This is a genomic window from Arthrobacter sp. NPDC080073, from assembly GCF_040686575.1.
In the GTDB taxonomy this organism is placed as follows: Bacteria; Actinomycetota; Actinomycetes; order Actinomycetales; family Micrococcaceae; genus Arthrobacter.
In genome coordinates this window covers 34510-56330 of record NZ_JBFBKR010000015.1, presented here as the reverse complement: position 1 = coordinate 56330, position 21821 = coordinate 34510, and the positions used below count along the sequence as shown (strand labels likewise).

General features: G+C 62.4%; 23 protein-coding genes. 13 read left to right on the top strand and 10 right to left on the bottom strand.

The window, feature by feature from the left end; genetic code table 11:
• Positions 1-30: 30 nt before the first annotated feature.
• Positions 31-390: a VOC family protein gene (locus AB0O52_RS16565; protein ID WP_364539572.1), complete on the bottom strand. Its 360-nt coding sequence runs from the start codon at positions 388-390 to the stop codon at positions 31-33.
• Positions 391-610: 220 nt separating this feature from the next.
• Here AB0O52_RS16565 and AB0O52_RS16560 point away from each other — a divergent pair, with 220 nt between their 5' ends.
• The gene (locus AB0O52_RS16560) at positions 611-1042 is read left to right on the top strand and encodes a nuclear transport factor 2 family protein (protein WP_364539570.1); all 432 of its coding nucleotides are present in this window, start codon (positions 611-613) and stop codon (positions 1040-1042) included.
• 21 nt (positions 1043-1063) lie between these two features.
• On the opposite strand, the gene AB0O52_RS16555 is transcribed toward AB0O52_RS16560, so the two are convergent.
• The 3 genes from AB0O52_RS16555 to AB0O52_RS16545 all read right to left on the bottom strand — a co-directional run bounded on the left by AB0O52_RS16555 (position 1064) and on the right by AB0O52_RS16545 (position 2535).
• Positions 1064-1537, bottom strand: coding sequence for an NUDIX domain-containing protein (locus AB0O52_RS16555; RefSeq protein ID WP_364539567.1), 474 nt, complete (start codon positions 1535-1537; stop codon positions 1064-1066).
• Positions 1538-1556: 19 nt separating this feature from the next.
• The gene (locus AB0O52_RS16550) at positions 1557-2189 is read right to left on the bottom strand and encodes a TetR family transcriptional regulator (protein ID WP_364539565.1); all 633 of its coding nucleotides are present in this window, start codon (positions 2187-2189) and stop codon (positions 1557-1559) included.
• Between the two features lie 94 nt (positions 2190-2283).
• The gene (locus AB0O52_RS16545; protein WP_364539563.1) at positions 2284-2535 is read right to left on the bottom strand and encodes a DUF2630 family protein; all 252 of its coding nucleotides are present in this window, start codon (positions 2533-2535) and stop codon (positions 2284-2286) included.
• A gap of 159 nt (positions 2536-2694) precedes the next feature.
• Between AB0O52_RS16545 and AB0O52_RS16540 the strand changes: the two genes are divergently transcribed.
• Positions 2695-3306, top strand: coding sequence for a DUF1992 domain-containing protein (locus tag AB0O52_RS16540; RefSeq protein ID WP_364539561.1), 612 nt, complete (start codon positions 2695-2697; stop codon positions 3304-3306).
• A 7-nt stretch (positions 3307-3313) separates the two neighbouring features.
• Here the strand turns inward: AB0O52_RS16540 and AB0O52_RS16535 are convergent, their stop codons facing one another.
• Both AB0O52_RS16535 and AB0O52_RS16530 read right to left on the bottom strand, forming a co-directional pair.
• Positions 3314-4117 carry an SDR family oxidoreductase gene (locus AB0O52_RS16535; protein WP_364539559.1) on the bottom strand — a complete coding sequence of 268 codons (804 nt, stop codon included), beginning with the start codon at positions 4115-4117 and terminating at the stop codon, positions 3314-3316.
• The gene (locus AB0O52_RS16530; RefSeq protein WP_364539557.1) at positions 4114-4875 is read right to left on the bottom strand and encodes a hypothetical protein; all 762 of its coding nucleotides are present in this window, start codon (positions 4873-4875) and stop codon (positions 4114-4116) included. The genes AB0O52_RS16535 and AB0O52_RS16530 overlap by 4 nt, the downstream gene beginning before the upstream one ends.
• A gap of 97 nt (positions 4876-4972) precedes the next feature.
• Here AB0O52_RS16530 and AB0O52_RS16525 point away from each other — a divergent pair, with 97 nt between their 5' ends.
• Together AB0O52_RS16525 and AB0O52_RS16520 are read left to right on the top strand one after the other, a co-directional pair.
• Complete coding sequence (locus tag AB0O52_RS16525) at positions 4973-5482, top strand: MarR family transcriptional regulator (protein WP_364539554.1); 510 nt, start codon at positions 4973-4975, stop codon at positions 5480-5482.
• A 141-nt stretch (positions 5483-5623) separates the two neighbouring features.
• Positions 5624-5926, top strand: a complete 303-nt coding sequence (locus AB0O52_RS16520; protein WP_059389433.1) for a DUF4193 domain-containing protein — start codon at positions 5624-5626, stop codon at positions 5924-5926.
• A gap of 54 nt (positions 5927-5980) precedes the next feature.
• Here the strand turns inward: AB0O52_RS16520 and AB0O52_RS16515 are convergent, their stop codons facing one another.
• Positions 5981-7486 carry a CYTH and CHAD domain-containing protein gene (locus AB0O52_RS16515; protein ID WP_364539551.1) on the bottom strand — a complete coding sequence of 502 codons (1506 nt, stop codon included), beginning with the start codon at positions 7484-7486 and terminating at the stop codon, positions 5981-5983.
• A gap of 510 nt (positions 7487-7996) precedes the next feature.
• Here AB0O52_RS16515 and AB0O52_RS16510 point away from each other — a divergent pair.
• Positions 7997-8296 (top strand): hypothetical protein, encoded by a 300-nt coding sequence (locus AB0O52_RS16510; RefSeq protein WP_364539548.1) that lies wholly within the window; start codon positions 7997-7999, stop codon positions 8294-8296.
• Between the two features lie 66 nt (positions 8297-8362).
• On the opposite strand, the gene AB0O52_RS16505 is transcribed toward AB0O52_RS16510, so the two are convergent.
• Both AB0O52_RS16505 and AB0O52_RS16500 read right to left on the bottom strand, forming a co-directional pair.
• Positions 8363-8704 (bottom strand): hypothetical protein, encoded by a 342-nt coding sequence (locus tag AB0O52_RS16505; protein ID WP_364539545.1) that lies wholly within the window; start codon positions 8702-8704, stop codon positions 8363-8365.
• Between the two features lie 173 nt (positions 8705-8877).
• Positions 8878-10587 carry an alkaline phosphatase family protein gene (locus AB0O52_RS16500; RefSeq protein WP_364539542.1) on the bottom strand — a complete coding sequence of 570 codons (1710 nt, stop codon included), beginning with the start codon at positions 10585-10587 and terminating at the stop codon, positions 8878-8880.
• Positions 10588-11113: 526 nt separating this feature from the next.
• Here AB0O52_RS16500 and AB0O52_RS16495 point away from each other — a divergent pair.
• The 8 genes from AB0O52_RS16495 (at position 11114) to AB0O52_RS16460 (ending at position 19479) form a co-directional block, all read left to right on the top strand.
• Positions 11114-11731 carry a hypothetical protein gene (locus AB0O52_RS16495; RefSeq protein WP_364539539.1) on the top strand — a complete coding sequence of 206 codons (618 nt, stop codon included), beginning with the start codon at positions 11114-11116 and terminating at the stop codon, positions 11729-11731.
• Between the two features lie 147 nt (positions 11732-11878).
• On the top strand, positions 11879-12445 hold the full coding sequence (locus tag AB0O52_RS16490) for a hypothetical protein (protein ID WP_364539536.1): 567 nt from the start codon (positions 11879-11881) through the stop codon (positions 12443-12445).
• Positions 12442-13041, top strand: coding sequence for a hypothetical protein (locus tag AB0O52_RS16485; protein WP_364539534.1), 600 nt, complete (start codon positions 12442-12444; stop codon positions 13039-13041). Before AB0O52_RS16490 ends, AB0O52_RS16485 begins: the two co-directional genes overlap by 4 nt.
• Complete coding sequence (locus AB0O52_RS16480) at positions 13038-13658, top strand: hypothetical protein (RefSeq protein WP_364539532.1); 621 nt, start codon at positions 13038-13040, stop codon at positions 13656-13658. Before AB0O52_RS16485 ends, AB0O52_RS16480 begins: the two co-directional genes overlap by 4 nt.
• A complete protein-coding gene (locus AB0O52_RS16475) occupies positions 13655-14947 on the top strand; it encodes a hypothetical protein (RefSeq protein WP_364539529.1) in 1293 nt (430 codons plus the stop codon). The genes AB0O52_RS16480 and AB0O52_RS16475 overlap by 4 nt, the downstream gene beginning before the upstream one ends.
• Before the next feature lie 11 nt (positions 14948-14958).
• Complete coding sequence (locus AB0O52_RS16470; RefSeq protein WP_364539527.1) at positions 14959-15618, top strand: hypothetical protein; 660 nt, start codon at positions 14959-14961, stop codon at positions 15616-15618.
• A gap of 35 nt (positions 15619-15653) precedes the next feature.
• Complete coding sequence (locus tag AB0O52_RS16465; RefSeq protein WP_364539524.1) at positions 15654-16298, top strand: signal peptidase I; 645 nt, start codon at positions 15654-15656, stop codon at positions 16296-16298.
• Between the two features lie 613 nt (positions 16299-16911).
• Entirely contained in the window at positions 16912-19479 is a 2568-nt protein-coding gene (locus AB0O52_RS16460) for a LuxR C-terminal-related transcriptional regulator (RefSeq protein ID WP_364539521.1), read from the top strand.
• Between the two features lie 167 nt (positions 19480-19646).
• On the opposite strand, the gene AB0O52_RS16455 is transcribed toward AB0O52_RS16460, so the two are convergent.
• Positions 19647-21821, bottom strand: a complete 2175-nt coding sequence (locus tag AB0O52_RS16455; RefSeq protein WP_364539519.1) for a transglycosylase domain-containing protein — start codon at positions 21819-21821, stop codon at positions 19647-19649.

The window sequence follows — 21821 nt, the reverse complement described above, 5'->3', positions numbered from 1 at the left end:
TGTTCGCGGTATTCGTCGGCGTCTGGTTGGCTACTGGGGGTCCTGAAGCAGTCCGAGGACGTTGCCGTCCGGGTCGGTGACGGTCGCTACCAAACGGCCGCCTCCGACGTCGTGGGCTGCTTCGTTCACTGTGGCGCCCGCTGCAGTTACTTCGGCAAGCTTCGCCTCGATGTCCGAAACGTGCCAGTAGGCCACGGGCGAGGTCATGTGTTGGGGACCGCCGCCCGGCACCAGCCCGATGTGCTGGCCCGCGACGTCGAAGCCGACGTAATAGGGTCCGTCGGCTTGCGGTTGTATGCCAAGCAGCGCGGCATAAACGGCTTTTGCCGCCGCGAGATCGGAAACGGGGTGCAGCACGGTCTTGATTCCCTCGGTGGAAGAGTCGCTCATGATCACTCCTGAAGTCATTGCGGTACGAGCTGGCGTGGACGATGTTGTCCATGACCGCCATTCTAGGCGCGGCCCGGAAGCGGCGCTTCTCCATTCCTGACCGGTCGGGGAAACCGAGGAATTCGCATGTAGACACCTTTCGTGAACGGTGCCACTATGACCGAATACGCACGCCGCGCCTGGCACTCGCGCCGGCGCAAAAGCGAGGGTGGAGAAACCAATGCACGGGTCCGATCTCGATCTGATGGTGGAGAAATATCATCGGGCGCTCGACGCGTTCATCACGGGGGACTCGGAGCTGCAGAAGAAGCTGTTTTCGAAGCGCGAAGACGTCACGCTCGCCAATCCGCTCGGACCACCGGCACGGGGCCGGAACGCGGTCGAGCAGACCATGGACCGGGCAGCTTCACAGTTGAGGCAGGGAGAGCCGATCAGTTTCGAGCGAATCTCCGGGTATACCGGGACCGAGCTTGCGTACATTGTTGAAATAGAACGGGCCCGGGCCAAGGTAGGCGGGTCTGATGAAGTGTCCCCGATACCCCTTCGGGTGACCACGATTTTCCGATGGGAAGACGGGGAGTGGAAGGTTCTCCACCGTCACGCAGATCCTATACTTTCCCCGCGGCCCATCGAGTCGATCGTGCAGGCGTAGCCGGGTCCAGGGTTAGCTGATTCAGTCCCCGCTCCCGAGGTGCCGGATCAACGCGTCGAGGATCGGCACCTGCCCGCTCACCAGTTTGGCGCGGGCAACGGACTGCGTCGCCCAAATGGCGCCGTCGATCTCCGGGTAGCTCCGGATCACGCCGGATCCCCGCGGCCACTCCAGCTCAAAGGTGTTGCTCACGATTCTCTCGGGGTCGAAGTCGGATTCCGCCGTGAAGGCTGTGATGAGCTTTCCCGACGGTTGCCGGAAAGTTCCCAGCTGGACGTATTCGACAGAGGGTGCAGCCACGCCCATTTCCTCCGCGAACTCACGCTTGGCGGCGACCAAGGGATCCTCCTCTTCGAGGTATTCGCCTTTGGGGATAGACCAGGCGCGTGCATCCTTACGGGCCCAGAACGGGCCGCCCATGTGGGCTATCCACACTTCCAATTCCGCAGTGGAGTTTCGACGGTACAACAGAATGCCCGCACTTCGAACTGTCATTTGCCCTCCCAGGCATAGGTTATCCGCAGGGCCGGGCTGCCGGGATCCGCAGCACTCCCAGGGCCTCAACCAAATACGGGACCGGATCCGAATCCGTCCCCGCGGCCCACTGCATCCACGCCTCGAACGTCGCCCCGAGATAAGCGGCGCACACATAGCCTGCCGCGCTTTCGCTGATGCCCAACTCCATGAGGTAAAGCAACGCCCGTTCCCGCTGTGGGGCCAGGGCATCGTAGCTTCTGCTCGCCAACTCAGGGCGCCCCGCAATCAGGCGCAGGCGCCCGCGCGTGACGGAAAGGTCCGGGATCGCCGAAGCCCCGGCGATGGCAGCCGCCCGCAAACCCGCGAGGATGCCGCCCTCGGAATTGTCGCCATCGGTCGGGCCCGCTGTGCGGGCGTTCTCCAGCACCTGTCCCGAGGCTTCCACCACCGGTTCCATGCCGCCCCAGACTAGGTCAGCCTTGCTCGGGAAGTAGCGGTACAGGCTCTTCCGCCCGATTCCAGCCTTGCGTGCGATGTTTTCCATCGACGTTCGTTCGTAGCCGTTCTCGGCAAAAAGCCGGAGCGCGACGCCGGCCACGGCGTCCGGATCGATTGTCGCCGGTCGTCCGGTGGAGCGCGCACCGGCCGGCTTCGTATGGTCTGAAGGCACCTCTCCAGTATCCACTCTTGCAGCATGACACGGAGTGTCATGAGGGGCGCCTGCGCATCGGGAAAGAAGGCGGGCGTGTGGACGCCCTGCGGCTTCAGCCGGTGTAGCCCTCGACTTGTTTCGGGGGCCGTGGCTTGGCCTCGTTCGGGTTCTCCCCGTACTGTCTCTTTGCGCGCCGTTGCCGCAGCAGGTCCCAGCACTGATCCAGGTCCTGTTCAATGCGCTCCAGCCGTGCGCGGTCAGGGGCATGCGCAGGACCCGGCGGGGCCGCCTCTGCCTTCTCCCGGAGTTCCCGCTCCTCCTCCACCAGCAATTGGATGCGGTGCAGAATGCCCTGTTCGTCCATGGTGACCCTCTTCCTGAACTAGCCGTTACCAGTCAGGTTAGTGAGCTGAGCTGGGTGTGAATAGAGGCGGTAGTCGCGAGAGCCATCCCGGCAGTCTGCCGTTTGCGGAATACTAGGACGCAGATTCAGGATTTCCGCAAGCGAGGGCGGTGATTAGCCGTGAACGACGAAAGCAGTGCGTTCAAGCGCCGGCTGGAGCGAGCCGTGGAGCTACGGAATGTCCGCGCGACCGGAATGACGGCCGAGGAAGAAGCCGAACTTGAGGCCGCCGAGGAAGCAGAGCGGCAGAAGCGCAAGAAGGTGGACGACGCCGCGCGGGTGGAATACCTGATCCGCGACGCCATGGCGCAAGGGAAGTTCGACAACCTGAAGTACGCAGGCAAGCCGATCCCGGGGCTGGGGGAGCGCTACGATCCCGATTGGTGGGTCAAAGGCCTCATCCAGCGCGAGCATCTCAGCGGGCTTGGGCCGAAGGCGATTCTGCTCCGGACCGAGGATGCCGAACTGGATGCAAAGCTCGATGCGCTGTACTCGGAAAAACAGGTGCGCGAGCTCGTCGAGGATTTCAACGCCCGGGTCATCGACGCGCGGCGCCAGCTCCAGGGCGGCCCTCCGGTGATCACGAAAACCCGCGACGTCCGCGTCGAGCTGGAACGCTGGCGCGAGCGCCGGGCAGCGGCCGCCCAGGCAAGCGCGGTCCAGGAAGCCATAAATCAGGACCTTGCGGTCAAGCGGCCGTGGTGGCGTCGGATCTGGAACGGTTCCGGATAGGCCGGGCTCAGCGGCTCGGTTTGGTGTTGAACGCGGGCGTTCCTGCCAGCCGGCCGCCGTCGACGGCGAGGACGGTTCCAGTGACGAACGAGGACTGGTCCGAGCAGAGCCAGAGGGCCGCCGCAGCAACATCGGCCGTGGAGCCGATCCGGCCCAGCGGCACGGCCGCGGCCACACGGTCTTGGGCGGCCTGGCCCGCTCCTGCAAGCCGCTCCGTAAGGATGGGGCCGGGAGCGATCGCGTTGACCCGGATCCCCTTGGAGGCGTAGTCGAGGGCAGCAACCCGTGTCAGGCCGCCGACGCCGAACTTGCTCGCCACATAGCCGCTCATGCCCGCGACGCCCTGTTCGCCTGCTGTGGAGGACATGTTCACGATCGCCCCGCCGCTCCCGCTTGCCAGCATGAGCTCGATTTCGTATTTCAGGCAGAGGAACACTCCGCGCAGGTTGACTGAGATTGCACTATCGAACTCCGCGCTCGCCCACTCGGCCAGCGGCGCCGGGGGCCGCCCGCCGCCCGCGGCATTGTTGACCGCAACGTCGAGCCGGCCGAAGCGGTCCCGGATTTGCGCCATCAGGGCTTTCACCGAGTCCTCATCACCCACATCCGTGGGGATGGCTACGGCGCTCCCGCCGGCCGCCGCGATAGCGGCGACCTTCTCGGACAAGCCCGCGCCGTCACGCGAGGCAAGGACGATGTCTGCCCCGGCGCCAGCCAGCGCGGTGGCGATTTCCGCCCCGATTCCGCGGCTCGCTCCGGTGACGAGCGCGACCTTGCCGGACAGCGGCCGGGCGGGATCCGCCGTCGTCATGGCGTTGTCCGGCTTGGGCCGCGCGTTTGGCTTGGGCCGGGCGCGTGTCCGCGGGGCTCTTGGTTCGCGGCAGCCCGGTTGCGTGGGAGGAGGAAGCCGGCAGCAACCAGCCAGAGAAGGCCGCCGAAGCGTCCGATCGGCAGGAGGAACTGAAGAGGCTCGATCGCCATGGAAAGGAAGCTCAATTCGGACAGTGCGGCAATGACCAGGCCGGTCCACGCCAGCCAACGGGGCATGAAGCCGAGGATCAGGGCCGGGACTGCGATGCCCGCCATGAGGAGGCCGATTCCGACGACGAATCCGACCCCTCCGGTGATGAACGCGAGGAATGCGAGTGCGTGGGTGAGGGTGACATCCGTGGTGATTTCGGGCCGGCTCAGCAGCCACGTCACGGAACCCGACAGCATCAGGAAGATGGCTGCGCTGACGCCGCCAAAGAAGCCGATGGCCGGTCCGGGAACGCGCACGCCGAGCCGGAGCTGCCGGGCGTAGACGGTGGCCGTGTAGATCCCCAACGGCACGGCGGAGCCGAATTGGAGCATGCCGCCGACCCTCATGGCAGCGACGTTTTGCTGGAAGAACGCGGCCACCTGGCCCGTGGAGGCAAAAGGCGAGACGAACGTTTGGCCGCCTGTCAGGACTGCGGACGTGATGAGGCTGGCGAGGAAAATGCCCAGGCTCACGAGGGCAAGGACACCGGGGTGTGGGCCGCCTGACCGGGCTGGACGGCCTTCGCCGGGAATCGAACGACTACTCATGGCTGAACCTTTCTCGTAGTGCTGAACCTTCGTAATTGCGTCACTATTGAAATGGTTCACCTCTAGAATTGTTCTGTCAAGCATGTATTCTGAATCCATGGACTTAGCCACACCGGGCCGGCCGAAACGGACTGCCTTTCTCTTGTCGCAGCTGGGCGCTGTAGCGTCGTCGCGCTTTGCCGACCGCACTCGGGAGATCGGCCTCACGCCAAGCGACGCCGGTGTCATCCGCCTTCTCGGACGCGCCCCCGGGTTGAGCCAGCGCTCCCTTGCGGACAGGCTCGGTGCTGTCCCCAGCCGGGTGGTTTCACTCATCGACTCGCTTCAGGACCGGGGCCTCGTGGAGAGGGTGCGCAGCAGCACGGACCGGCGGAACTATGAACTCCACCTCACCGACGCCGGCAAACGCGTACTGCGCGAACTGCGCCGGATTGCCGAACAGCATGAAGCGGAACTTTTGGCGCCGCTGACAGACGAGCAGGCCACGCAACTTGGCGCGCTTCTCTCGCAGCTCGCCAGCGGTCACGGGCTGGACAGCGACCTCCACCGCGATGTCGGGCGCGACGGCGGAACTGGCGGCGGACGCGACGGCGGACGGAAGGCCTGATCGGGCGCTCGAGCCGCGTGCCGCCGTCGGGAGCTGCCATGACAATAAGGGCACGATTTTCTCCATTATGTGGGGAATAGCAGCTGCATGGTGTATGTTGCACATTCGCCAGCAAACACACAAGAGAAGAGATAACCCCAGGTGGCAACCGATTACGACGAACTCCGCTCCGACGTCGCGGAATCCCAAAGCACGTCACTTCAGGCACTGCAGTCTGCCAACGCTCCGGACGCTCGCAGCGTTGTACGGGAGCTGGACGAGGCCGATGCTTTTGAAGGCAACGAGGTACCAGGCGGCGAGTTCGTGGCCGAGGAACTGATCATCGCGGTCGTTCCCCAGAAGGAAGACGAGTTCACCTGCTACTCGTGTTTCCTTGTCCGTCACCGCTCCCAGATTGCCCGTGAAAAGAACGGCCACGCGTACTGCGTAGAGTGCGAAGGCTGAGCCTCTGACGCCCGGCGCCGTCCGTCACAATCCCGACCCGCACAGTTGCGTTCCTCACAGGGGATTCAAGCGCTTCTTCTTGGCGAGCTTTTCATAGCGGGCCTCGGAGTCCGCGGCTCGCTGCTCTTCGGCAGCGAGCAGGGGGCCATAAGGCGAGTTGTCCTCCACCGATCCGCCCATATCGTTTGCGAGCCGGAGCAGCACCGAACGGCTGACAACGCTGTCCTGGTGCTCTCCTAGGATCTTCTGGATCTTTTGGGCGCGACGGGCCAACTTCGCTGCGGGTTTACCGTGGACGCCCTGCAGGGCCTCGGCTGCATGCCGCAGCCGCTTCGCATCTTTGCGGATTTGGTGCAACGCCATGTCATGTTGTGCGCCAGCCTCCCGGCTCGCGGCCTTCTGGGACCGGCGCACCCGCTTGATCGCTTTCGCGGCGAGCTTGGCTGTGACGGGACGGGCCTTCTTCCCGGCACGGGGTCTTGTAGGAGGCTCGTCGCGGAATTTCTCAAGCGCGTCCAGAAGCCGGAAATAACGTTTCGTTGCCAAGGAGCGGAGCATCCCGCGGTACCCTGCGTTGAAAGATTCCTCGAGTTCGGCATTGATCCTCGTGGCAGCCGAAGCGGGCACGACGCCATCGGGTTTGTCATTCAGCAGTTCCCCGATCCGGTCGCGCAGCACCTCCGCATCCCGGGCCTTGCCTAGCACCTTGGTCAGCCATTTCAGTTCCGCCTTGAGCTGGTCCCCGGCTTCGGCGTCGAAGAGCTTGCCGTAGGCGGACAAGGTCGAGCGGAGCCTGCGGGCGGCCGAGCGCATGCCGTGAACGGCGTCGTCGGCGCCTTGCCGGACTCCGGAGTCCAGTGCCGTGATTTCGGCGATCTGTGCGGCTATGTAGGCAACCACTGCGTCTCCCGCGGAACCCTTCGGGCGCGCTTTTGGTGGTATGGGCACGGCGGATGGCCAGGCGGTCCCGAACGCACGGGCCAGTTTTGAAGCATGTCCGGACGGGGTTGCGCCGGCCACTGACAGAACGCGCTCCGCACTCTCAAACAGGACTTCATCGCCGTGCACCAGTTCGAATTCCCATTCCCGCCATCGCCGTTCCAATTGCATTGGGTGCAAGGTCTCGGCCGTCACATGGTCATCCGCGAAGTCGGCCAGGGTGACATCCTCGCTGCCGTATAGGCGATGCAAAGTGCGGCGGGTATGGATCCGGGCCACGGGCCTGAGTTCTTCGCCGCGGGTGAATACGAGGAGCCTCTCCGCCAGTTCCTCGGGAACGGCCTCAGGCTGCCCTAGGGGCGCATGGATTTCCACACGGGTGTCCCGGTCTGCCGGCAGCTTCAGATGCCAGCCTGAGTCGGTGCCGCCGGTGCGGCGCCGCAAGGTGATGCGGTGCTTGGCAAGGGTGAGGCCGTCCGTGTCGAAGTAGACGGCCTCAAGCTGATGATCTGCCGGGTCAGCGACCCGTTCGACGCCGGTGATGTCCACGAACGCGGGGAGGGGCGTTTCCAAGTCAGCGTCGTACTTGCGTTCTGTTTCCACGGAATCCTGGGTCGACATGTCGTTTCCCGTCCTTCTCGAATCTGGTCCGCACCTATAGGGCATCCTCCCACTCGGCCCCCTGCAGGGAAAGACCAGGCCAGGGCCTCTGCAGGGGTCCCTTGGGCTTGAGCCGGATGTCCTGCACGGCGGGCATCTCCTCGGGCTGTCGAATCCGGCGGGAGTTGCCGACTACCTGTTGCAACGAGGGGTTTTTGCAACCTCAGGCGTCCGATTCCCTAGACCGGAATCGGCCCAAGCCCTAAGATCACTCTGACGGCACCAGCCCTGCGCTGATCGATGTCCGTCGCGGTCTCACCCTCAGCGTGAGCGCCGGGTCCGTTCCGCGACTCCTGGGTCTTCGAACGGACCCGGTCGGCCTCCGGTCGGCCTCCGCTTGCTACCCGACGGCGACCGTGGCGGTCCGCTTAATGCCCGAAGGACAAACCTCGCGATAGTTAGAGAGTAATTACTCGCAGATGGTGACTACGACCCGCCAACGGAGGATGCTTGATTGGTGGGAGGAAAATCATGACACGAGATGTGAGTCATTTCGAGCACCTATCGGCGTGGACAGAAAACGACATGAAGCCAGCCGTCGGCAGGTTGTTGCGCGGCAGTGGCATGCCTTCCGAGCAGCCGGAAGACAGCCGTCCGTCGCCCCTGGATTTCCAGATCCCTGATGAACTGGACCGCGCCCTGGAATCGGCTTCACAAACGCTCAGCCTCACGCCCAGCGAGATCCTGCGCGAGGCCCTGTCCGAATGGCTGGGGACCCACGGACAGCCAGCCACGGGCCACCATCCGTTCGGGAAGCACGCCGCGCTTTAACGTGCGCAAGCCTCCCGAGGGCTGGGCATCCACGGCCAGCCCCCGGGTATGGAATGCAAACTGCTTTTAGCCGCCGCAGTACTTGCTGTAATTGGTGCCCGCGTTCTGGTAATCGTTCTTCATCCCATTGAGCTTCGCGGTATCAGGGTTGTCCTTCGAGGACTCGTCCAGATAGTCCACAAGCGTCTTCAGGGTGGGCTTCAGCTCATCCGAGGACACGGCTTCGATCGGGCGGAGCTGGTTGGCTACGCGGATGGTTCCCGTTTTGTCCGTGGTGTTAGTGGGGTTCGAGATGACGGTCTTGACCCGGCTGCAGGTGTCCGCGGTGCTCAGCTGCTGCGATGCGGAGCAGGCTGAAGCGGAGAGGAGGAGTCCGGCCGCGAGCAGGGTTGTGGTGATTTTCTTCATGGTTCCCTCAGTAGTTGCTGACGTTTGATTGTAAGCAGACGGGGGGTGGCGCCCAATGCGGGCAAAGCCGGCGGAACGGTCCATTTCGTATTGCCCGGGGTCGGATGGGTACAGAGGAGGGGCGCCTCGGCCGTCGGGCCGAGGCGCCCCTCCAGTGTTTGAAGCGCGCTGGATCAGCGCTGAGGGAGGGTTTTGGTGCCCTCGATCTGCACGGCCTGCAGCTTGTTCGGGTCCAAGCCAAGGGTCTTCAGGATGGTCGGCGCAATCTGCGTCGTCTCGACAGCAGTGGTTACGGTCCGGGCGTGTTCGTCGTTGGCACCGGAGATTACGAGCGGCACATCGCGGTCGTCCGCGCTCGCTCCGCCGTGTTCGGCGATCTTGGCCTTGCCGCCGGTGTAAACCACCCCGGTCTGGGCGATGCCCAGGATGTCAGGGTAGCGTGCGTCGCTGGTTTGGGTGCCGAAGTAGTTTGCGACCTCGCTGCCCGCGTAGACCTTGCTCAACCCCGAGGTTGTCACGGTCTTGGCAGCTCCGTTGATGTCGTTACCGGCGGCAGAGTGCGCTGCCAGATAGTCCTTGGCGAACTGCGCGGCCGCCTGCGAGTGGTCCGAAAGCCACAGCTGCATGATGTCATCGTCGGTAGAGAACGCGACGAGGTCTGCGGAGCCGGGGTGCGCGGACTTCCACGCCGCGTTCAGGCCGTCGATGATTGCGCTGTCAGGGACTCTCGTCAGCGTCGAAGAATCCATCGGTGACTGACCGTGCTTGGCAGAAAGGATCAGTGTTGTGTCCTTGGCGCGGCCGGAAGCGGCCAGTGCGGACTCGAACTTCCCCACGGAAGCGTTGACGAAGTCCAGGGTTTTGCTCAAGAGCGGCCCGGGAACGGTGCCGCCCTGAAGATAACCGCCGGTGAGGCCGTCCGACGTCGGGAGCTTCTGTGCCGTCGAGACGGCCTGGAAGTTCATCCCGAAGATGCCCGGCACTTCGGCCGTCTTGGTACCGGAGTGGTCCTTGCCGTCGATTTCGTTCAGCACGGCCTGGACCTTGTAACCGTCGTACTGCTGGGTCGCGGCGTTGTCCTGCGTCCAGTCGCCGGTGAACGGAGCGGCCTTGCTGTTGATTTCCGGGGTGAACAGGTCATCCAGGCCCTTGCCCGAAGGGCCGTTCAGGATTTCGTAGGCCGGGTGCTTGTCCGACCACGCAGTGGTCAGGCCAGCGCTCTTGGCGACTTCGAAGACCGTGTTTACCTTCAAATACTGGTGCGGGTACACCGGCTTGCAGGTTGCCGGGTCAACCGGGAGGGCGGCCGGGTCAAGGAGCGTGCCGGGCTGTCCCGTCATGTTCAGGATGCTTGCCGGAAGACCGGGCAAGCCTTGGCCGGCGTCGAGCGCGTTCTGGTTCTTGTCTGCGGCTTCGGTGAATGCCACTTCGGCGCCGGGCGCCGTGTTCTTGCAGTCCGTTGTGCCCGCGGGCAGCAGGGCCCGGTTGAAGGTGTCGTCGTAGTAGACCCCTGTGGTCCCGGGATTGCCGCCGGTCAGCTGGCCGACCAGGCCCGGGAAGGAATCCGAAGGCACCGGAGTCTGGGCGTGCGTGTAGCTGGTGCCGTGGTTGACCAGCGCCGCAAGGGCCGACGTCGGGTGGTTCTTCACATACAAGTCCAGATCCTTCTGGTGGAGGCCGTCCACCGAAAGCAGCAGGACATGCTTGGAGGTTTCACCCTGGCCGCCCTGGTCCTTGTTGCTCTCTGGTCCCTGCTGGCCCTGGACGTTCTGGCCACCGCGTGAAGCGTCGTCGGCCATCGCCGGAGCCACCGCGGATCCGGCCATGAGCACGGCCCCCAGGACCGCTGCTGTGGCAAGCCTGTTCTTCTTGGCTGTTTTCATCAAAATAAGACCCTTCGCTATTGCGTTCTTATCGATCGAGAATGCGTCCCCCGGATGATTCTTGTTGCGGGGAGGGTCTCCGTCCCGCCGATGGGGCCTCACAGCGGAAACGTTCACGACAGATTCAATTGCGGGTAGCCGAACTCTTCCGAAACTCACAGGAAACCCGCGTACCCCCTGGTTGCGGGTGGTTGGCGCGCTCCGCCCAACGGGACTCGGTTAGCGGCGGCTACCCGGCCAAGGGGCGGCCAAGCACCTCCGGCGCTGAACCGGCTCCGCTCGTCGGGGGAGTTTTCGAGCGAGTTTGGGACCGTCGACACTCATTGATCCCTCTCGGCGCCACCTAATTTGCCCCTTTTTGCCACTCAATTGCGGAGAAACACCACTCAGTGGCCCAATTCCGACCTTATTTTCTTCTTGGTTGCACACCGCGCGCCGGTGTTCAAGGGAATGTACCTGTCCCTTGCCGATGCAGTCACTCGCACTGTCGGCGAACGCGCCGACAACCTCGTGAAAGGAACTCCTCTTGACTACCAAAATTCGCTCCGGTCGTAAGCGCGCCCTGCTAACCGGTGGTTCGCTGCTGGGCGTCACCGCGCTCTTGACGGCTGCTGCGTTCACCGACTTCGCCAACCTGAACATTGGCAACGGAACCGCTGATTCCGGCGTTGGCGGCAACAACCGCTTCAACATCCAGGTGGTTGGAACGGACAGCGCGGGCCTGCCTGTTCCGGGTACATGGCAGGAAGCGAACACGGCCGCAGGCGTGAACATCAAGGTTCCCGGTGCGGACCTGATCACCCCGGGCGACACCGTGTCCGTGTCCATTCCCTTCCGCAATGAGAGTCCCTCGCTCGGTGCTGCCATCACCTTCGGGTTGCAGGACCGCGCCGGTTACACCTCCAGCCCGGCATTGGTTAGCGCCCTCCGCTACACCGTCACCTTGGACGGCAAGGCAATCGCTACCAACGTCAAGCAGACCGAGGTAACCGCCCTCGACCTGGGCACCTACACCGCCGGGAAACAAGGCGTCCTCGGCGTCAGCATCAACCTCCCGGACCAGGGCAGTGCAGCTGCAAACAACGCCCTGCAGGGTCAGGTCTCCTACGTCCAGGCCCACTTCGACGCCTCCTCCGTCAAGTAGTCGGAACGATAACAGGTGGGGGCCTTCGGGTCCCCACCTGCACTCGGCCTATGCGGCCTCAATGAACGGAGCGCTTGGACCTATGAAGGACACAGCATGAGGACTCACCCCCGCGGGTGGTTGCGGCTATTGCTAGCGACCGGATCCTTGGTTGCGGCGGGTTCGCTAATCACCGCCGCCTCATTTACCGACAGCGCGGACGTTGACGTCGCACTGGACGGATCCCGCAATACTTTTGACATTGTGGCCGCAGGGAAAGCTGATCCCTCATGGCTGCCGGCGCCTGCTGATTGGGACCAAGCCAACCCCCAAGGATTGCGCATCCCGCTAACCGGAGATAACAGCGGATACATCATGGCCCCAGGCGGTGTCCTGGATTTGAGGATCGCGGCGAAAAACAACAGCCCCCGCCTGTCCAGCCTCATTGGTCTGCGCATCCTCGACCCGCTTCCACGCGGCGCCGAGAAAAATCCTCAAACCGGCACCTTCCTGGAACTCTTCGACCAGTTGGTTTTCACGGTTTCGGATGGTGGCAAGGTTCTCCTTGACCGCGTCCCTGCAGGGCAGTTGAGGGCGATCACCTGGCCTGATCCATTGCGTGCAGGCGAATACAAGCTTCTCGATGTGCGGGTCGAGCTTCCCGACACGGTGGACAACAGATGGCAGATGGCCTCAACAGATATCCAGTTCAACTTTGAGGCGGTGAACCCATGACCACGGGGACGGTGAAGCGCGACGGATGGAAGCGGCTGACCCTTGGGCTCGCGGCAGCCGTGCTGGTTCTTGGCGCCGGCACCACCGCGGCCGCTTTTACGGACTTCGCTCGCGTCAACCTCGGGACGGGCGCCGCTGGTTCAGGCCTGGGCAATCCGAATCGCTTCGACATTGCGGTAAAGGACAGCACGGGAGTGCTACGCGATGCTGATACGCCGGAGGCTGCTGTTGTCCTGCCGCTGTCGGCGGGAACGGCCTTCTCTGAAAGCAAGCCGGTTGAGTTCGACGTATCGGTAACGAATCGAAAACCAGGGGTCAACGGTAATTTGACGGTGTCCCTGTACGATCCAGACCCACAAAGTGGTGATCTGTTCGGCACGCTGCTTTTCACGGTCTACCTCGACGGAGCAGCAACGCCCGCGATCGCAAACGCCAAGGCACAGCAGGTCAATCAGGCCGGCATTACGTTCCAAAATGTCGCTCCGGGTGAACAGCGTGCCATCCGTGTGTCAGCTGTCCTGGCTGCCAACAGTGGGGCCCAGGCGAGCGGAAAATCGACCCAACTTGGCGTACTGACCAACGGAGAAAGCAAATGATCGCGCCCCGTAGCATCCGCGCGCTGATCGCGGTGATTGCCGCGGTCTTCCTTGGACTTGTGCAGTGTGCCGGCGCCTCGGCTGTAGCCTCGGATCTCATCGACACGGCGCCGACGGCGATTGTCCTTGACGCTCCGGCCCCCGGGGAATCCCAGGTCTGGAACATGTCCGTCAAGAATGTGGCCGGCTCACCCGTACCACTTTCATTGGAGATCACGGGACGTTCTGATGTCCTCTTCTCCGGAGCCGCGCCAATGGAACTGACCATAAACACTCCAGACGGCACTGCGGTCGTCGAGCGGATCCGTGTTGGAGAAGTGCTCGGCCGTACGATCACACTGCCCGAACTTCAAGCCGGCGCTTCATACAGCTTGGTGGGGACGGTGACACTCCCGCGCGTCGCTGACAATTCCTACCAAGGCGCTAGCGGGCACCTCAAATTCCACTTCGTCTCAAGCATTGATCGACCCAACGTCACGCCCGACAAACCTGCGTCTGGACCCGACCTTGCGAATACAGGCCTCAGGAACTTGATTCCAGTCGGTGTCGCGGCCGCAGTCCTTCTGGCCGTCGGCTTTGGCCTCATCCTCCGTTCGTCGAAAGAAGTCCGCTCATGAGTAAGCCTTCAGGCATTTCCCGTCGGCAATGCATCGCGGCGACGGGCCTGTTTGGGCTCGCCACGTTTGTCGGTGCTGCTCAAATTCCCGTGGCCACAAGTGCTGCGTACAAGGATAAGACGCACGCCCGTTCGGAGGCCATCCCGGCGAATGCGGGCCCTCCATTTGCCGTCGGCATCTCCAGGAACTCCCGCATGGTAGATACCGGGATTGGTGTCGGAAACGACGGAAATGTGTACGTATGGGGCCTTACGGACTACGAGATCAACGGTGATGTTCCCACCGCGGGATTGCAGAAGCCGCCGCAGAAGGTCGCCGGCATTCCCGACGGAATTGTGCGGCAAGCGACTGGTCAAATCTATAATGCCAACGCTCTGGACAAGGATGGCACGGTCTGGGGGTGGGGCTCTTCCAACTTCCGTGATGGCACAGACGCGCCGAAGCCCAACGGCAACGCGAAGCAAGTCCGGATAAACACTGCGTGGAATGGTTCCGGCGCAATCCTGGACAAGATCACCGCGATCTCCTCTACTGAATATGCCGGTGCCGGCATCCGAAGTGATGGCACCATCTGGCATTGGGGGTTTCCCGTTGGCTATGGCGGAAACGCTGCACCGGGTGCAAGCCAGCTTGCCGGGCTGCCGGACCCATCTGTCGCGGGTAACCGTCCCATCTACCTCAAGGGCGCCTACACCAACTTCTTCGTCATCTTGGAGAACGGAGACGTCTACTATTGGGGAGGGACGGGCGGAAACAGTCTGCCCTCTGGCCTATCCGATACCGGCGCAACTCCTAAGCTCGTAAGTCCGCTTGCTCCTTGGTTCAAGCGAAATGTGGCGCCCGGCGCTCCATATATTGTTGCGGTCGACGGCGGCGTCAACATGGGTGGTGCCCTGCTCTCCAACGGCCAGGTAGTGAGTTGGGGAACTGACGCGAGCCGCACCGGGCGGGGTCCAACCACCACACCGACCGTGCCCGCCTTGGTTCCCTCCCTATCCCAGATTAAATCCATGCAGTTCGGGTTCACTGGTGTTGCGCTGCTCAACGGCACGGGGGAGCTCTGGGGCTACGGTGGCAGCGACGACTACGGTAGATTCCCGCAAAGCCCTGGCCGAATCGATACTGGCGTTGTGCAATACGGTTCGGGCCAAGGCTTCTACCTCTGGCAGAAATCTGATGGTTCGTTCTGGGGCAGGGGATACAACCCCCAGGGCGCGATCGGGCTCCCCGTCGGAACTCAATTCTCCAACCGTAAGGTCTCGTGGGATCTCGGAATGGTGACGAAATGAGGAAGCTGACTATGAAACGACCCGTAGGACAAGGGGTGGGGCGCCGGAGCGGGAAACTCCGGCTCGCAGTCACGGCAGGCGCCCTTGTCGCGGCGACCATTACGGCCACCAGTGCTGCGGCCTACGACTTCGCCAATCTAAACATCGTCGGCGAGGCCCTCATCGAGACTCCGCGCTTCGACATTGGCGTTGTGCGGGACAACGGAACCGTGGAACAAGCCGATACGGAAGCCGGGTTTGATTGGGCCGTCGCAGGAGCGGCGGACCTGATACCTGGCAGATCCGTCGTTACCACGATCCCGGTGTTCAACAACACTTCTGTCTTCAAAGCGGATACGAGTTTCAAGATCATTCTTCGAAACGGTGATGGGACGGTTGCTGCAGGGGTGCCGAACATCCTTCCATTCCTGAGGTTCACTGGAGCGGACGAAGCGGGGAAGGTGATGTTCACCAATGTCACGTGGGATCAAGCAAAGGGATCGCTGGGTGCCTTGGAACCTCGGCGGGGTTCAGTGCTGAAACAGGGGGACGCTTACACTCCTGCCGCGGCCGGTTCCGCGAAGAAATTGAAACTCACCATCACCTATGTCGACGGACCTGACGTCGAGAAGTACAACGGTGGGCAGACGGCGGTCGCCGTGCACTTCGACGCGGTTTCAGTTGCTCCGTGAACACTCGTAGTGGAAATCCGGAGGGGCAGCGGTTGATGGAAGACCAAGAGGAACAGCTCGGCACACGGGCAGGGCATCAACCGGCGTGGGACGAATTCCGGCAGGAGCAGATCCCTGAGGAGACGTCGGAGCAAGTATGCCAGCATCCTGCGTTGCGGGCTTACAGTGCTTTCCGCTCGATCCTTTTGTCGCTCGGTGCACTTCTGGGTGCCGCTTGTATTCTTGTGTTCGCTGTCTCTCTTCTCTTCGGACTTCGGCCTCTTATTGTGGTTTCGGGATCAATGGAACCGACGATACCCGTGGGGTCTGTCGTCTTGTCACAGCAGGTACCTGCCGGCGAAGTCGAGGACGGCAGCATTGTTACGGTGGAGCGTCCACGCGGCTTGGGTTTGGTTACGCACCGGCTCGTCAAGTCGGCCCAGCCAACACCAGGCGTTTACGAATACACGCTCAGGGGTGATGCAAACACCCAGAACGACCCCGAGCCCTACAAAGTGACTACTGCCGGGAAATACATCTGGCACATTGTGGGGCTTGGTTATCTAGCGGCCTCCCTTCAGTCCTCATACGGCATGTTTATCGCCGCTGCGGCTGGACTTGCGCTGCTGGCCCTGTTCATTCTGGACCCGGCGCGATTGGCACACGGTTCTGTTGCCAGGGCGCGCAGGCGCGAGCGCTGATTAGGTTGGGGGATCAGCGCCTCTCCGGGGCCCGAATGAGTCACGTTCATGACTGGCTTGTCCGCTCCCGTCTTTCGGGACGGGGCGGACGCCACAGGTCGCCCATGGCTTCTGGTTTACCGGCCCTCCACTTGCTGCATTTCGCTGACAAGTACTCGGCCAGGGCTGGCGAAACCGTTTCCTTCACTGCAATGATCCGTAACGCTTCACAGAGTCCTGTCACCGCGATGGAGCTTTTTTCGAGTTCGTTGACGAACGCCAACCTTGAACAATTGGCGTTCGATTCCCAGCCCGCCCCAGAGTGCATGACCATTCCATATCTTGGACCTGGTGACAGCGTGAGCTTGAACTTTAGCTATATTGTCCGCCAATCCGATGTTCTCCACGGCGGCGGGATCGTCAGCGCCATGGAAATACGATTCGCAACGGATTGCGGATGGGCCTGGGACAAATGCGAGGCTGTAGTCAAAATGCGGGGTTCCCATCGCGGTAGTTGGCTCCAAGGCCCGGAGCAGACAGCCGCCAGCGATTTGTGAGTGACTCGTCTCGATATCCGTCGTGAAGTGCTTGCCGCGGGCTCGAATGGTACTGGGCGGACAGTTAGGAGTCTTCAGTGTTCCAGGAAGAAATACGCCGCGCACTAGGCCTTGCTGCACGCGGGGTCAGCGTGCGAATTGTTGGTCGCGCTGGAAGCGGTCGGTCGACTGTAATCCGCGAAATCATCACCGAACTCGAAAAGAGTGGCGCCGAGGTTTACAGCTTGTTTGGAGCCCGACTTCTCCGGCAGACGCCGCTCGCTGGAATCGCTTCCCTTGGCCTGGACATGCGTGCGCGCCATACGGGTCCCTTGGGCATGGCTGACGTTCTCGCCGAACAACTTTCGCGACGCGGATCAAGGATCATCGTGGTCGACGATATCGACCTGCTTGATAATGAGTCCCTCGCTGTCCTAGACATCGCGCAAAGACGGTCCCAGCGGCCGCTGATCATGTCAATGGACCATTCGCCCATTTATCCGAGTACCTCCGTGCTCGTCCCGGAACGATGGCCGGAAGCGCAAGTCCGGCTCCCATCACTGCGCTACGACCAAGTCAACCAGCTTGTCGCGGAAACACTTTCTGCCCCCGCCGACGTCGATGTCACCGCCCACATCCTGATGAAGTCCGCGGGCAACCCCAGGTTGGTGGTGAGGATGGCCCAAAGCGGCGTCCTCAACAAGCTGCTCACGCTCTGCGAGGGAGGGTGGCGAATGACCGGCCATACCCTTTGGCACGAGGATCTCCGCGGAACGGTCGAAGCACTCCTCCAAGGCCTCGAACCCGATGAACTTGCCGCGCTGCACGCATTGTCGATGCTAGGCACCCGGTCGCTCGCCTCCCTACCTTCGATCGTTGCCACGACAATGCTCGACAGGCTCGAAGGGCGTGGTCTGGTCGCAGTGTCCGAAAACGTCGATGGTGAGCTCTGCGTGGCCGCAAATCCGCCCCTCCTGATCGATTACTTTCGTGATCATCACGTTTTGTCCTTACGTCGGGTACTGGCAAAACGGATCGAAAACGTTGCTGAGGCGCTCGCGCCCGCCCCAGGGGACGGGCGATTCATGACGCCCTCTGTTGCCGCCGCCGTCGGGCAGCTGAGGGAAGAATCAGGAGAGGGAGGCACGCTGGCCGCCCGTCACTTCGAAGAACAGCTGCTCGTGCGGGAGGAAGCCCAATACGAACAGTGGGAGGCGGACCCAAGCATGGCCAACGCGGCGGCGTTCCTCAAGTTCTACTGGGGCGGACCCATAGACCCGGAGCGGATCGAACACGTCTTTGGCCACACTGTCGTGGCCAACGGCACACCAGAGGACTACCTTTTCTTCACTATGACGCGGGCTCTCTGGGCAATCACTCGCGGCGATGAGGTGGCAGCCGCTGAAGGTATGCTCGCCGAACTTGCTGCACTCAGTCCCCAGCGGAAGGCCGAGGCCGAGGGTTTCGGCCTGTTCCTCGCCGCCTCCTACGACCGAATGCCGGCAAACCTGGGCGAGATCCTGGACAGCTACGGAAACGCGCATCCGCAGAGTGGGGTCCTGACCGTGGTGCGGGCCATATTGGAGGTCTACCGCTTCGATGGACGGGCAGCACTAGAGGCCCTGGAGTCAACTGATGATTTCGGATTGGCTTCGGGCATCGAGCCATTCGTCCGGGGACTGGCCCTGCTGGTCGCGGGGCGCTTGGACGAGGCTTTGGTGTTCTCACTGAACAGACGCAGCGAGGCCCGTCGCGGCCTTGACCGGTTCGGCTTCGTCGCGAACAGCTACGTGGCCGCCATTGCGCTTACACAATCGGGGTTCGGCCAGGATGCCGATCTGATGATGAGCAGCGTGTTCGCACTTGGCCGCCCGGGATTCCTCGCGAGCGCCCTGCATGACGCCATGCTTCGACTCGTGGGACTCCGGGCTTTGACGGACGAAAAGAAAGAGCCCGCCTCGTTGGGGGCCCAAGCCAGGACACATGTAGCCGATATCGGCCCTCTTCCGGGAACTGGCAAGGGCGTTTTTGACCTCATTGCCCAGCGGTACGACGATCCGCAGTCCTTTGACGCGAGTGCCATTACCCTCATCGACGCCCAACTGGACCGGGGCTTCCTTACGGAAGCCGCCTACGCTTCGGTTTTGGTCCTGTGCCTGCTTCCGAGCCGTGAGGTCCTTGATCGGGCGGAACACGTCTTTCGGAACTCGAAGGTTACATCCCACGACCAGTTTTTGGCCATCGCCGAAGCAGTGGTAGACGATGACTACGGGCGGCTGAACGTTCTCTTGGACAAATACCGGCCGGATGCTGATCTGCACGCTGTCCGCTTGCTGCTCAAAGGCGCATCCAAGCGTCGTCTCTTGGAACGGGACAGGACAGCGGCTGCTGCTCTGCAGCAGGCAGACCGGCTTTTCGACGGCAGGTTTCCGATGGCAGGCGAACACCTAAGCCTCAATATTGGTCGTGAACGGTCGCCGACCTTGTCGGCCCGGGAGATCGAAGTCGCGATACTTGCCGGCAGTCAAACAAACGTCGAGATTTCTGCCCGGCTCGCGATTAGCCTCCGCACGGTCGAGAACCACATCTCAAGGGCACTGAAGAAGACAGGTACGACTTCCCGGCAAGCCTTGTACCGCCACGTGCGTGGCTCGATTCGTGAGTGATCTTCGTCAACGAGTAACGGTGCTGGCCAGCGTGTACGGCCCCGCGATACTGGCCAAGGCCGCCCTGCCGCAGCTCAAAGCCAACCATGCTCTGGGCACTCGCCCAGCCGCCCGGCGTCGACGTCTCCGAAGTGATGATCCGTGCTACTGGCCAGGAATTCTGAAGCTCAGTGCGAAGGAGTCGGCGTAGGGGTCCCCGCCATGGACGCGGGCGGCGCAGGGAAACCCGTTGCCGGGTACAGTCCGCCGACCTGGGCCATGTAGTTGGCCCACTGCGGACCGGCCAGCATGTAGCCGTCAACGGCAGGGTAGAACTTGCCGTTGATGGTGACGTTCTGTCCGGCCCGGGTATGTCCTGCCATGGTGTCGCCGAAGAAGGACGCCGTGGCGAGCCCGGTGGTGTATCCGACAACCCAGGTGGAGCCGTTGCTGTTGTTGGTTCCCGTTTTTGCGGCGGTGGGGAACCGGTCCTGGACTTTCGGTTGGATGTAGACGCCGGATCCCTGTTTCAGGACGTCCTGGAGAACCGAGTTGACGCCGCGGGCAACTTCGGGCTTGATGGCCGGGTGGCAGGAACTGGCTTGGGCGGGCAGTTTCCCGCCGGATGGATCCGTGATGCCCACTATCGCGATCGGTGCGCAGTACGTTCCGTCGTTGGCGAACGTGGCAAAGGCGTCGGCCAGCACAAGGGGAGCGACTTCGGTGCCCCCGAGGAGATTGCCTAATTGGTGCATGTTCACGGGTGCGTTGTCCACGCCACTGTGGAGACCCACCGCATCCACCACTTTCTGGATGCCGCAGAAGTCCAGTTGGGCCGCCTCGGCAAAGGTTGCAGTGTTGATGGAGTTGTAGAGCCCATAATTGACGGGCATCGGACGGTAGTAACCCTCGTCGTTGTTGCGGAGATCGTCCGCCGTGCCAAGGCCTGCGACTTTCTGGGCCGTGCTGTACCCGCCGAGTACCTTCCCGCAGCTGTCCCTCCAGGGGAATCCGAGCGGATAGACCCTCTGCGACGCGTCCACCACCGTGGTCATGGACTTGCCCTCGTTGAGCCACTCCGTGAAAGTGAACGGCTTCATGGCCGAACCAGGCTGGAACCCTCCGGCGCCGTTCAGGTCGTTGCCGTTGGCGTCTTTGGAATCGACATTGAAGTTGAGTTGGGTATCGAATTTTCCGGGTTGGGGAAGAAATACGGTGTTCTGTGCCATGGCCAGGATCTTGCCCGTGCCGGGCTGCACAGTGACCAAGGAGGCGCCCCATTTGTCCGGGTTCGCGCCTGCCGTGGCGTCGACCTGCGTTTGGGCCACTGCCTGAAGCCGGCTGTCCAACGTGGTGGTGATCGTCAAGCCGCCGCTGTACAGGAGCTGTTCCCGGTCCGTGACGCTGGCACCGTAGGCCGGGTCGTTGAGGACGAGGTGGGAGATGTAGTCGCAAAAGTAAGCAGCCATGTTTGCGGCGGCGCAGCCTTGCTTCGCTGGTGTGATGGCGAGCTTCAGGGGGGTGGCGACGGCGGCCGCATACGCTGCCTGCTGGATCTTGCCCTGGGCGAGCATGTCGGACAGCACCAGGTTGCGGCGTTGGATGGAGTTGTCCGGATGGACAGAGGGGTCGAAGTAGCTGGGACTGTTGACCAGGCCGGCGAGCAGGGCTGCCTGCGGGAGGCTCAGGTCCTTGGCGGAAACGCTGAAGAAGTGCTGCGCCGCGGCTTCGATGCCGTATGCGTCCCGGTTGAAGAACACGATGTTGAGGTAGCCCTCCAGGATCTGGTCCTTCGTGAATTTCTTCTCCAGTTCGACGGCGAGCTTCATTTCGCGCACCTTGTCGCCAATGGATTTCTGACCGCTGAGCACCACTTGTCCGGTCTTGCCTGCCGCCAGACGGGACTCGTTGAGTACATTGGTCACGTACTGCTGGGTCAGGGTCGATGCACCCTCGTTGGTGTGTTTGGTGAAATTGGACGCCAATGCCCTGAGAATCCCTTGGGGGTCGACGCCGCCGTGCTCGTAGAAGCGGTTGTCCTCGATGGCGACAATAGCTTCCTTAATGTAGGGCGACATCTGGTTCAGGCTGACCCGAACACGGTTCTCGGCAAAAAAGGTGGCGATCGTCTTTCCGTCTGCGCTAAGCACTTTGGTCGACTGTGACGGCGCGTTGACTACCAGATCACCCGGGAGGTTGTCGAAGTACTGGATCGAACCGCTGACGGCCATCCCGGCCGACGCGACACCGGGGACTACTAGTCCGGCGGCCAATACGCCGCAAACCGCACTCACCAGGAAGAATCCCAAGACCCTTCGCAGGACTCTGGCAAAACCACTTTTCGGTTTGTTCTTCGGCGCCAT